At 62.2% G+C, this 12,380-nt stretch carries 7 protein-coding genes; 2 read left to right on the top strand and 5 right to left on the bottom strand.

Annotation, left to right across the window (positions count from 1 at the left end; genetic code table 11):
* The first annotated feature begins 12 nt into the window (after positions 1–12).
* Positions 13–1,302: a glycosyltransferase gene (locus RG2_RS04110; RefSeq protein ID WP_033236441.1), complete on the top strand. Its 1,290-nt coding sequence runs from the start codon at positions 13–15 to the stop codon at positions 1,300–1,302.
* On the opposite strand, the gene RG2_RS04105 is transcribed toward RG2_RS04110, so the two are convergent.
* From RG2_RS04105 to RG2_RS04090, 4 genes are read right to left on the bottom strand one after another with little or no spacing between them, the layout of a single operon-like run.
* Positions 1,251–2,243 carry a glycoside hydrolase family 6 protein gene (locus RG2_RS04105; RefSeq protein WP_051730717.1) on the bottom strand — a complete coding sequence of 331 codons (993 nt, stop codon included), beginning with the start codon at positions 2,241–2,243 and terminating at the stop codon, positions 1,251–1,253. The genes RG2_RS04110 and RG2_RS04105 overlap by 52 nt on opposite strands.
* A gap of 41 nt (positions 2,244–2,284) precedes the next feature.
* The gene (locus RG2_RS04100; protein ID WP_033236442.1) at positions 2,285–6,403 is read right to left on the bottom strand and encodes a non-ribosomal peptide synthetase; all 4,119 of its coding nucleotides are present in this window, start codon (positions 6,401–6,403) and stop codon (positions 2,285–2,287) included.
* Entirely contained in the window at positions 6,400–7,626 is a 1,227-nt protein-coding gene (locus RG2_RS04095) for a cytochrome P450 (protein ID WP_080711839.1), read from the bottom strand. Before RG2_RS04095 ends, RG2_RS04100 begins: the two co-directional genes overlap by 4 nt.
* Positions 7,623–9,482, bottom strand: a complete 1,860-nt coding sequence (locus RG2_RS04090) for a non-ribosomal peptide synthetase (protein WP_051730714.1) — start codon at positions 9,480–9,482, stop codon at positions 7,623–7,625. The genes RG2_RS04095 and RG2_RS04090 overlap by 4 nt, the downstream gene beginning before the upstream one ends.
* A 338-nt stretch (positions 9,483–9,820) precedes the next feature.
* Here RG2_RS04090 and RG2_RS04085 point away from each other — a divergent pair, with 338 nt between their 5' ends.
* The gene (locus RG2_RS04085) at positions 9,821–10,516 is read left to right on the top strand and encodes a GAF domain-containing protein (RefSeq protein ID WP_033236444.1); all 696 of its coding nucleotides are present in this window, start codon (positions 9,821–9,823) and stop codon (positions 10,514–10,516) included.
* On the opposite strand, the gene RG2_RS04080 is transcribed toward RG2_RS04085, so the two are convergent.
* Positions 10,505–12,361, bottom strand: coding sequence for a putative bifunctional diguanylate cyclase/phosphodiesterase (locus tag RG2_RS04080; protein WP_033236445.1), 1,857 nt, complete (start codon positions 12,359–12,361; stop codon positions 10,505–10,507). The two genes, RG2_RS04085 and RG2_RS04080, sit on opposite strands and share 12 nt — an antisense overlap.
* Positions 12,362–12,380 lie beyond the last annotated feature (19 nt).

The raw sequence follows: 12,380 nt of genomic DNA, 5'->3' as shown, positions 1-12,380 counted from the left end.
GGGGGTTCGCCGGTGAAGGTCCTCGTGGTCTCCGACAGCTACCCACCGGCGGCCGGGGGACTCGAACGTGCCGTGCATGCACTGGCCACCGGATTGGCCGGCGACGGAACCGAAGTCACAGTCGCCACACTCAGCCGAGGCGGCACAGCCTCGCATTCGCTCGAAGGCCTGGTCATGGTCCACCACCTACCTGGTTGGACGCGATTCCTGCGACCGTTCACCTCCGACCCCACCCACCAATTTCATCCCACCGCACCCGATCCCGCACTGACGAGGCACCTCCAGCGCCTTGTCGATCGGCTACAACCCGATGTAGTGCACGCCCACGGATGGATCCTGCACTCGTGCCTGCGCTTGCGCTTACCTCGGCAAACCGCACTGGTAGTCACTCTCCACGACTACGGACTGAACTGTGCCAAGAAAACTCTGGTACCCGCGAACGCGCTCGACACCGTATGCCCGGGCCCAGGAATCAAGCGGTGCCTTCGGTGCGCAAGCGAGTTCTACGGGGCACCGAAGGCCGTGCCACTTGTCCTCGGACTGGCCGAGAGCCAACATCTTCTCGATCGCGTCGGGCTCTTTCTGCCGATCAGCACAGCAGTGGCGCAATCATGTCTGAAGGGAGTCAATCCGGATCGGGTAGCCGTAATACCGTCGTTTGTACCCGACGATGTCGGTGACGAGGGGCTCGGTGACGAGGGGCAGGGTGACGAGGGGCTGGGGAATGGCACAGCCGATTTCCTCCCGTCCACCGACTACCTCCTCTTCATCGGTGCCATCGGCCCGCACAAGGGAATCACGACACTGCTGGACGCGCACCGGCTCATGCCCACGCCGATTCCACTGGTCGTGATCGGAATGCAACGCCCCGATACCCCATCGATGATCGGCGACTCCGAACGCCGAGTGATCGTTCGCACCAACGCCGGGCACCAACAGGTCATGGCTGCCATGCGAAGGGCTCGCGTGGTCTGCGTCCCCTCGAGATGGGCGGAACCACAAGGACTTGTTGCCATCGAAGCGATGAGTGCGGGAACCCCGGTTGTCGCATCCGACATCGGCGGGCTACGGGACGTGATCGACCACAATCGCTCCGGACTGCTTGTTCCTCCCGGAAATGCCGCCGAACTCGCCCGGGCACTTGAACTGCTGCTCAACGATCAGGCCCTCCACACACGTTTGGCTGACGGTGGAAGGACCAGGGCCCGCGCCTATACCGAATCGACAGTCCTGCCGCAGGTTCGACGCGCCTACGCCAGAGCAATTTCACGGCGTGCCGCAATTTCACGGCGTGCCGTATGAATATTTCTGCGCCGTCCCGAATTCTGCACAATCGCAACAGCATACGCATTCCACCACACACTCGACGGCGGCTCACCGCGATTGCACGTGCCATCCGATTCGCCGGGATGTTTGACCCACAAATACGCGTCCGCGTGCGCTGCCTGGGTTTGTGTTGTCGGCGCATACCCCAATGCGCGATCCGGCGGATTGCACCAGTTGAGCGGCCCTTCGGGTGGTGGTCCGGCGCCGTTGCGTGACGTATCGACAACGTAGCCCTTTCCGCCGGTCAGCGCCGATACGGACTCGCCGTATGCTTCCTGCTCCGCGGTCGTGTAGAAGTTGGCGACATTGAGACTGAACCCCCTGGCTCGATCAACGCCGGCCGATCCCAGTCGACTCGCCAGCTCGGGTGCATCCAGCCATCGAGAATGACCACCGTCGATGTACACCGCCGTATTCGGTTCCGCAGAAAGAGCATTCACCGAATAGCGAAGTAGATCCATTCGTTCCGTGACCTGTTCCGAAGACAGGCACGATCGGTCGGTGAGCGCGTCCGGTTCTACGATGACGACGGCTTCACGGTTACCGATTCCGGCCGCGACATTGTCCGACCAGGTCCGGTAGTCCGCGCCGTTGCTGTACCCGCCGGCAGAGAAGGAACCGCAGTCGCGCTGGGGAATCGCATAGGTGACCAACACCGGAACAGCACCCGCACTCGCCGCGCCGTCGACGTAGCGCCCCACCTGGTTGGCAACCGCTGACGGCGGAGATGTTGCACTGAGCCAGAATGCCTGCGGTGTGTCGGCCAATCTGGCAACGGTCGAGGCGGTTTCCGGGTAGTCGACCATCGCGCGCGCAGCACTCGAATTCGGGTCGACGTAGAAACCTCCGGACGCGACCTGCTGCAGAGTAGCCAGGTCGTCTCGCGCACCCGCCGCACAACAACTCGAACCTGTCATGAGCACAACCGCGCAGGCACACGCGACGATTCGATTCCACATCACGGTAGGTCCACCCTTGTCTCATGAAGAGCATCGTGAAGACCTGCCAGCATGATCTCTGCCAGTTCTTCGATTTGTGGGCTGTCGAGAATCGAGTCGTGGCTTCCGCACAGAAAGTGCGTGCGCACCCGACCTTCGTGGAAGGTATCCCACCCGAGAATCGGTGTTCGCACTTCCGCCGCCGTCGTCGACGTGACAAATAGTTCGAGTGGCACGCTGTGCCCGCGCTGTTCGTAGCGCGCCATGATGTCCCAGACACCCCGGAGATCGAAATCCTCCGTCGCCGAACGCCGAATGACTCCCGCGGCAATCAGTTTCTCCCGGCCCGACCATCTGAGGTTGCGGGCATATTCGGTCACCAGCTTGATCCTGCCGGGCTGGCGCAGCCGCTCGAGTCGTCCCGACGACGACTTCCATCGCTTCATCACTCGCCCTGCGGTTTCCGGCGTCGGAGTGTCAAGTATCCCCAGCCATGCGACCTGCTGCCCATCGCGATCCAACTGCCGAGCTAGCTCGTACGCCACAAGCCCGCCGAACGAGAAGCCGGCCAATGCATATGGCCCTTCCGGTTGAACGGCCCGCATCGCCGACATCATGGGCTCCACGAGCTGCTCGACGGTATCCGAGCGTTCCGGGCGCATCGACGCGGCAAGCGGCAGCAGCGGATACACACTCTGCTCGTCGCCCCACAGCGTCCGCAGATGCCGCAGACTCATCGCGCTCGGGAGATCGGGAAACACGAAGAAGGCGGGCGGCCGATCCGTCACGGCCGGCGCGTGGGATTCGGCCGGCGACGACGCACCGTCCACGAGGCGCGCAAGCCCAGCAACGGTAGTTCCCTTGTCGAGGAAATCGACCAGCGACACCTGCGCACCCATCCGATATTCGATCTGCGCAACAAGATTCGCGGCCAGAATCGAATGCCCGCCGAGATCGAAGAAGTTCCGATCCAGATCCGACACCTCGGTGGCGAGCAGCATCGACCACAGAGAGGCAACCCTCTGCTCCGTCGGCGTGAGCACCCGTGCAGAAGACCTCTCGGAAGCGATTGCCGCGCTGCGATGTTCATCTGCGCCTTCGCGCTGCACCCGTGCGGCCAGGTCGCGCAGGGCCCGGCGATCGAGTTTCCCACTTACCGAGGTGGGAAGTGCCGGCACTCGAACGATCACGGCCGGCACCATGTACTCCGGCAGTCGTTGCCGTGTCCACGCGCGCAGATTCGCGTCGTCATCCGGTTGGTTCTGCCGGGAGTAATTCTCGTCCGGGACGATGTAGGCAAGCAACTGCGGTTGTCCGCGGTGGTCGGTGCCGACGTCGACGGACACCGTTGCCACGCCCGGATGATCTCTCAGCGTCGCTTCGATCTCGCCCAGTTCGATCCTGAACCCGCGGATCTTGACCTGACCATCGAGTCTCCCGAGGTGCCGCAGCCGTCCGTCCGCGAGGTACCGCCCGCGATCACCGCTGCGGTAGGCGCGCTCTCCGGGCACACACGGATCCGGTACGAACCGTTGCGCCGTCTCACCCGTGCGGTGGAGATACCCTCGCGACACCCCTGGTCCGCCGATCACAATCTCTCCCGGCACACCCATCGGAAGGATCCGCCCACTCGAATCCGTGACGTACAGACGTGTTCCCGGCATCGGTCGGCCCACTGTCACCGGTTCATCCGGGGAGACCGATCCGCCGCCGGCAAACACTGTCGTCTCGGTTGGGCCCCACCCGTTCCACACCCCGGCGCAGAGACCGGACAGCGACATTGCCACCGACTGCGGTAGCGGTTCACCAACCGCACCCGCGATCAACCCGGGGCTTCCTGCCCAGCCCGATTCGATCAGCGCTGCCCAACTGGTGGGGGTTGCGCTCATCCGCGTGGCGCCGCACTGCTCGATCACGTGCGCAAGCCGACGCGGGTCGTGCATCTCCTCGGTGGTAGCGACCACAAGACCGGCCCCGATCCCGAGAGTCACGAAGTAGTCGCCAACCGACATGTCGAACGTGTATGAGGCCACCGAAAGCACGACGTCGCCGGAATCGAGACCCAGCGCCACCGGCAACGCCGACATCAGATCCAGTACATTGCGGTGTTCCACCTGAACGCCTTTGGGTGTTCCTGTCGAACCCGACGTGTAGATGATGTAGGCCAAATCGTCAGACCGAACTGCCCCCGTGTACCGACCGTCGACCAACCGTTCCGTGCTTGGATCAGAGGGCTCCTGGCCGCCCACTGTCACCACTGGGCAGTCGACCCACGTCAATTCCTCCGCCAAGGATTCGGCAGTCAGCACTACCGACGCATGCGCGTCCTCGAGCATGAACCGGGCCCGCCGCACCGGTTGCCTAGGCTCGATCGGCAGATAGGCAGCGCCCACCATCAAGGCGGCCAGGATCGCCGGCACGAGATCAATCGTGCGTGGCATCAACACCGCCACAACAGTTCCCGGACCGATACCCACGCGGGTAAGACGTCCGGCAATCGAACGGGCCCGGTTCACCAGCTCGCCGTAGGTCAAGCAGATCGCACCCACTGTCACGGCTGGTGCATTCGGCGACGTGATCGCCCGATTCACGATTGCCTCGTGGATCGTTCGCGGAGGACTTTGTCCGATCAGTCCCGACTCGGCAGGGGCAGGATTGAGATTCAGCTGCCGAGTCACGTCTTCGGGATCCGCGAGTGACAGCTCGCTCAGGACGGCGGTGGGGTTTTCCGCGCACCGCCGCAGCAACAGGTGCAGATGACGCCCCATCAACGCGACCGTTCCTGAATCGAAAAGGTCTGTGTTGTAGCTAATTCTGCCCACCAACCGACCGTCGTCGCGCTCGTCCAACTCGAGGCTCAGATCGAACTTCACCTGCCCAACTCCGGAGCCGACGGCGTTCTCCATCAGCTGCATCGACCACTCGTCGTCGACGGGAACCGCCGGGGGTTCGAGAACCAGGACCGACTGGAACAGCGGGTTCATACGAGGATCTCGCGGCACGTCCAGTCCCCGGACCAGCCGTTCGAAGGGCACCACACGCCCGAGCGCATCCAGTACTTCGGTGCGCATGGCGGCGACGGCCTCGGCAAACGTCCACTCTGCGCTGAGCCGCGCGCGCAACACGGTCGGAGTGAGGCAGTACCCCACCATTGACTCAAGTTCGGACCTTTGACGTAGGTCTGTCGGTGTTGCGAACGTGACATCGCTACTGCCCGTGTAACACTGGAGCCAGTACCCGTACACCGCGGCCAAGGCATGGAATAGCGTTGCCCCTTGCAGGCCCGCCGAGGAACGCAATCTCGCCACCGTGTCGGCGTCAACCGAAACCGGCTCAACAGACCCGACAAACCGTTGACGCGGCGGACGCGGCCGGTCGAGCGAAAGGTCCAAGGCCGGCGCCCCCTCGAAGTGCCGTCGGTAGCATTCGATCCTGTTCGCCACCTCATCGCCCTCCACCCACTTCCGCTCCCAGGAGGAGTAGTCGCCGTGTTGAACGGGCGACTCACGAAGCGCAGGCAAAGTGCCTGCGATCCGAGAGTTGTACAACGACACCAGCTCCGGAAGAAATATCCGGTACAGCGTGACGCCGTCGAAGATCAAGTGATGCAGTCCGAGGTACAACCGATGACACGAGTCGGACACACGCACCAACTGCGGCCGGATCAGTGGACCCGCGCTCGTGTCGTACGGCTGACGTGTCTGCTCGACGGCAAGGTCTGTTGCCACGCCGACCGCTTCGTCGAACGGTAAGTGGCTCACATCCAAGACTGGCAGCTCCGTCACCGCCGGCGGATGGATCACCTGCCGCGGCTCGTCTCCCACCATCGCAAACGTGGTGCGCCACGCTTCATGCCGGCGGATGAATTCGTTGAAGGCCCAGCTGAGGGCTTCGACGTCGAAAGCCCCGTCTTTGGTCACAATGGCAAGTTCGTTGTACGCAAGCGCTTTCGGCGCCAACCGATTGAGGTACCAAAGTTGCAACTGTGCGGCCGACAGCGGCGCGTAGTGCACACCGGTCTCACTCCCCCGCCTGCGCGGCACGGAAGGTGATGCGCCGTTCGCTTGTGCTCCCCGCAATCGATTCTCGAGCAGTGCTTTCCGCGCCGCGATCCGGCGCTCGTTGTCGAGGGTGGTCATAACGACCACCGCACGTTCAGTGACGCAAGGCCACGTAATCCCAAATTGGGGCGCCACCGGATCGGTCCCGGTTGCAGTTCCAGTCCTGGCAACCGGGCCAGCACCGTCCCGAATGCCGCCTGCGCCTCCATCCGGGCCAACGGCGCACCGAAGCAGAAGTGCCCCGCCCAACCGAATGCGAGGTGACGGTTGGGTGCGCGATGCAAATCGAGCCGACCAGGATCGGTGAACTTCGAGGGGTCCCGATTCGCGGACCCCATCACGGCGATCACCGCTTGGCCTGCCGGAATCGGTTGTCCGGCAATCTCCACCGCGTCCGGAGCAATCCGTGCCGTGTGTTGGCTCGGGCTCTCGAAACGCAGCAGTTCCTCGATGGCTGCGCTCAGACCCGAGGGATCGTCGATCAATTCCTCGAACTGATCGCGGTGACGGAGCAACGTGAGCAAGCCGTTGCCGATCAGATTGGTGGTTGTCTCCTGCCCACCGACCATGGTCACCACGACGTTGGCCACTATCTCGTCTTCGCTGAGACTGTCTCCGTCGATCTCCGCGGCGCACAGCGCACCGATCAAACCGTCGGTGGGGTGCGTGGCCTCATTCCGCACCGCAGCCTGGAAATACTCCGTCATCTGCTCCACGCTGCGCAGGACACCGGCAACGCGGCCGGGATTGTGCTGAAAATTGCCGAGCATCTCGGCAAAGTCACTTGACCAGTTCTTCAGCAGTTCATGGTCTTCGGTGGGCACTCCCAACATCTCCGCCGTCACGATAGCGGGCAGCGGGTTGGCCAGGGTGTCCATCACCTCCATGCCCCCGTCGTCGATGACCGCGTCGATCAGCGAATCGGTGATCTCCTGGATGTGACCGCGCAGGGCCGCAATGCGGCGCGGTGTGAAGGCCGCAGCCGCCAATCCGCGAACCCGACCGTGTTGTGGTGGATCGAGGAACAGCATCTGACGCACCATCACTTGCGCCACCGGAGCCAATTGCTCCATCCCCAACTCAGCCAACTTTGCCGGGGTGGGCGTGCGATCAGCCTTGAACCGGGTGAGTACGTCGGCGACATCCGCGTAACGAGTCACCACCCACGCGTGTAGGTACGGATCCCACATCACCGGCGCCTCGTCGCGCAAGGATTGATAGAGCTGGTAGGGATCTGCCAGCACTTCGGGGTCGAGTAGTCGAATCAGACTGGGAGCCTTGGTCGGTGCCGTGGTCATCATTCACTCCGTCCTGCGTCGAGAAGCTCCTGATCGCTCATGCCGGATATCTGCTCCACGACCAGTTGTTCCACCTTGGCGGCCATGTCACGAACCGTGGGATTGTCGAAAAGCTCGAGCAACGTCATTTCGACGCCGTACATCTCCGCTATCCGAATGATCAACTGAGCGCCCAACATCGAATGGCCGCCGAGAACGAAGAAGTTTTCGTCGATCCCCACCGCCGGCAGATCCAGTCGTATGGCGACGATCTCGGCGAGCGCTGCCTCGACCTCGTTTCGAGGCGCGATCAAGGAGCCTCGGTCGACACTGATGGTCGAGTGCGCCGCGCGCTCCAACGCCGCGCGATCAATTTTTCCGTGTGCGGTGGTGGGGAACTCGTCAAGTTCGATGATGGAACGAGGCAACATGTGATCGGGAAGGTGGGCCGAGAGATACGTCTGCAGCCCCGATAGGTCCGCCGTCTTGTCATCCCGAACGACAAACGCAGCCAGAGATGGATTCTGCCGATCCCCGCGAACGATCACCACGCTGGCCTGCACCGCCGGGTGTCGATCGAGTACCCCGGCGATCTCACCGACTTCGACCCGGTTACCTCGGATCTGCACCTGATCGTCGCGTCGGCTGGAGAACTCGACATCGCCGAATCTGTTGACCCGAACCAGATCACCGGTCCGGTACTCGCGTTGTGCGGGGTCGTTGCCGTGCTGTGAGAACTTCTGCGCGGTCAACTCCGGCAGACCGAGATATCCGCGGGCTACCGATACACCCCGTATCACCAATTCTCCGACCTCGCCGGCACGGACCGGGGAACCGTCCTCACCGACTACCTCGAGGTCGACACCGTCGATCGCGCGACCGAGTGCGGGCAACGCGTCTGCTGGGGTGTCACCGGCGAGCGGATCGACAACCCCCGACACGGAGACGACACTCGCCTCGGACAGTCCGTAATTGTTGACGAGAGTGAACGGCAAGCCAGGCGGCGGACGGTGGTACAACACGTCGCCTCCTGTCAACAGAATCCGCAGTGCGGTATTTTCCGGCCAGGTCATGGCAATCAACGATTCTGCGAGGGGGGTGGGCACAAAGCACACGCTCACGCGTTCGGAGACCAGCCAATCACGCAACCGCACCGGATCGTTTTCCAATCCCGATGGAACTACGTGCAACGACGCGCCCGCCGTCAAAGCCGGCCACAGTTCCCACACTGCTGCGTCGAAACCCGGACTCGCGATCAACGTGCATCGATCATTCGAGGTCAGCTCGAATGATCGTTTGTGCCAGTCGATCAGGTTGAGCAATCCGCCGTGCTCGGCAACAACGCCTTTCGGCTCACCGGTCGAACCCGACGTGTAGACGACGTAAGCGGCATCAGTCGGTCGGGTGCTGAACTTCTCGGCAATGACAGCCTCGCCGTCGACCGGTGCGCCAACAGTGTGCGGCGGCTCGATCGGGTCGACCCAATCGAGCCTCGCAGCAACGTCCGGAAAAGCAACTAACGCGCGAGTAGAACTATCCTGGACGGCAAACCGAAGTCGCGCATCAGGCTGCCGCGGATCGAGTGCCACGTACCCGGCACCCGCCGAGAGGATCCCCAACGCACCGACGACACAGTCCGTCGAACGCGGCACACAGAGAGCCACAAGATCACCAGGAACCACCCCGGCAGATTTCAGATCGTCGGCGAGTGCGATTGCGCGAGAATGTAGTTGGCCGTAGTCGAGCTCTTCTTCCACTGAGGAAACGGCTAAGCTGCGGGGCGCGGATTCCACCACTCGCGCGATCTGCCGCACGACGGAATCGTCAGGCAAATGTTCGTCAGGTAAATGAGAGTGAAGGTGACGCTGAATGTGATTCATGAGGGCCTGCCTACTCGTCCATCAGATCGGACGAGCCACCAGGCATCAGGGGTAGCTCCACGCACCGCGCCACCAGGAATCAGGGGTGGAACGGCTCTGAATTGAAAGTTACTCCACTGCCAGGTCGATGGCTAGGTGTCACTGCCGGGTCGATGGCTAGGTGTCACTGACGGGTCGATGGCTAGATGTCTTTCCATGGCACACCGGCCCGGATCGGTGTAGCTTTCGACTAGGCGGCAGTCTGCCCTTCCACACCCGGCAGCGCTGCAGGCCCTCTCCAGAGCTACCCCTGATGCCCGGCAGCTCGTCCTCGCTCCGCTGACGAGTAGGTAGCCACGATGAATCTCGAATTCGCCGATCTTCTTGCACATTTTGTGCAGCTGCTGCCGACCGTCTATGTGGTGGACGACGTGATGACGGAGTTGCTGGAAAACAGCGTCGACGCCCTCGGGGTTTCGGGTGGCAGCATCAGCCTGGTCAGTGGGGGCGAACTGAGATGCATCACGTCGATTGCCGATTCCGCTGCCGACATCGAACGATGCCAGGAAGGACTTCAATCCGGCCCCGGACGGACGGCATACGAGAAGGGCGAGAGGATCGCTGTCACCGATATCCGTCAACGGCACGATCTCTGGCCTGAATTTGCCGAGAACGCCAGACGGTTGAACATCGCAGCTACTGCGAGTGTCCCGATGTCGATCAACGGCGAAACGATCGGTGTTGTAAGTCTGTACGCGCACGAGCCACGACCGTGGTCCGCCGACGACATCGTCTTCACGTACCTGGTGGCGAACATGGCAACGGGGTACTGCGTCAACGCGTCGAAACGCCATCAACTGCAGCAGATTCGTTCTCAGCTACAGGAATCGTTGAAAGTGCGCATCATTCTCGAACAAGCCAAAGGCATCACGGCCGATGCGCGGCGCACCGGAATCGACGAGGCGTACGCGCTGATCCAAGCTCACGCACAGTTGTGCAACGCTTCGGTATCCGCCGTCGCACGCGCAATAGTCGATGTCGGACTACGGGTGTGAAGGCGTCAGAGTTGTAACTCGTAGGGGCGGCGACGACCTGCGCCCGGCCCGCAGCATCGCCGCGATACGGTCGGATTTCACCGGTGGGCTGAAGAGAAATCCTTGCGCATATCGGCATCCGAGATCGAGCAGTATTTGCGCCGCCCGACCGGAGTCGACGCCTTCGGCGACCACGTCCAGCCCGAAGGAATCTGCAAGTCCGACAATCGAGTGGACTATCGCCAGATCGTCGTGATCGATTCCCAGTTCATGAACGAATCCCCGATCGATCTTGACCGTGTCGACCGGCAACACCTTCAACTGAGCCAAAGAACTGTACCCGGTTCCGAAATCATCGAGAGCGATGCGAACGCCGAGTTCCTCCAGTCCACGCAATGTCACCAACACGTGAGCCAGATCGTGCATCACCGCCCGCTCCGTGATTTCAATACACAAGCTGCTGCCCAAGAGGCCATGCGTTTCCAACTCGATTGCAACGGAATCCACAAAGTCACTGGTAATCAACTGCGCCGGTGATACATTCACGCACATGAACAGTGGTGTCCCTGAAATCATCGCATTCCACTGCGCAAGTTGACGGCAGGCCTCGCGGAGAACCTGCCGGCCGAGTTCCCCTGACAGGTTGGCAGCCTCGGCGATGTCGATGAACGAATCCGGTTGAAGCACACCACGTACCGGATGGTTCCACCGCACCAGCGCTTCGACACCCGATATCGCACCCGATTCCAGGTCGACAACAGGTTGGTAGTACACCTCCAACTGGCCGTCGCGAATTGCCGCGCGCAGGTGCATCTCCATCTCAGCATGATCGTCGTTGGCTGCCCGCATCTCGTCGCTGCACACCACTACCGCATTTCCTCCGTCGGATTTTGCGGTAAGCACGGCCTCGTCGGCGCACCTGAGCAATTCGCCCACGCTGCACTCTCCCGGTTTTGCCACCGCGATACCGATACTCACGCTTCTGCCCACCTCTTCGGTCCCCAGCGAGATCGGCGTGGACGCAACCAACTGTGCTTCGCGTGCAACCACTTCGGCCGCATTCGCGTCCATCGGTTCCGACATGACAATGACAAACTCGTCACCGCCGAGCCGGACCACGACGTCATCCGGAAATCTGCCTTCGAGGCGGTTTCCGAGTTCGTGAATGAACGCATCGCCCGCATTGTGTCCCAGTAGATCGTTGACCACCTTCAGCCGGTCGACGTCCAGGAACAGAAGTGCAACGGGCCCGGACTCCCCCGGCTGCAGACGTCGTTCGAGTTCACCGAGAAGCATCCTCCGATTGGACAGTCCGGTCAGCTCGTCGTGATCCGCCAGGTAGCGCAGACGCCCCTCCGCAGCCACCCTCGCCTGCAATTGGGCAAACAGAGTGGCAATAGCGTTGAGTGCATTGATTTCTCGAGTTGACCACTCCCGGTCACCGAACTTGATGAATCCCAGGACCCCCGTGGTGACGGGACCGGACAGCAACGGCACGGCGGCCATCGACGTCTCGACGACACCTGCGCCGCTTCGGATCCTGTCTTGATACCCGCTCGGTTCGGGACGGATGATCACTGCTTCGCGCGCATTCTCGGCGGCCGCAAAAACCGGGTCCGCGTCCCGGAAATACACCACTCCCAATGGATCGGGGTCGGGAACATCCTGGCGCTGCGGCCATTCCGCCACCAGCACCGTCGCCCCGATCGTGTGATCGTTGCGCCGCAGGAAGCTGACGTCGACGCCGAAGTACTCGACCAGGTCGCGAAGGACCTCGGTGGCCGCTGCGACCGACGTCGTCGAGTCGGCCGGCATCAGTCGACCGGCAACGTCGGTCACCAACTGTTCGAGGCTACGTCCGTCCATGATTTCTCCTGCAACTTTC

The organism is Rhodococcus globerulus NBRC 14531, from assembly GCF_001894805.1.
GTDB classification, from domain to species: Bacteria; Actinomycetota; Actinomycetes; order Mycobacteriales; family Mycobacteriaceae; genus Rhodococcus_F; species Rhodococcus_F globerula.
This window is presented reverse-complemented; position numbering and strand designations above follow the sequence as displayed.

Bases quoted from the DNA above. Each gene is read 5' to 3' on its own strand.
- RG2_RS04105 (WP_051730717.1), bottom strand. From the start codon at position 2,243: ATGACAGGTTCGAGTTGTTGTGCGGCGGGTGCGCGAGACGACCTGGCT.
- RG2_RS04100 (WP_033236442.1), bottom strand. From the start codon at position 6,403: ATGACCACCCTCGACAACGAGCGCCGGATCGCGGCGCGGAAAGCACTG.
- RG2_RS04095 (WP_080711839.1), bottom strand. From the start codon at position 7,626: ATGATGACCACGGCACCGACCAAGGCTCCCAGTCTGATTCGACTACTC.
- RG2_RS04090 (WP_051730714.1), bottom strand. From the start codon at position 9,482: ATGAATCACATTCAGCGTCACCTTCACTCTCATTTACCTGACGAACAT.
- RG2_RS04085 (WP_033236444.1), top strand. From the start codon at position 9,821: ATGAATCTCGAATTCGCCGATCTTCTTGCACATTTTGTGCAGCTGCTG.
- RG2_RS04080 (WP_033236445.1), bottom strand. From the start codon at position 12,361: ATGGACGGACGTAGCCTCGAACAGTTGGTGACCGACGTTGCCGGTCGA.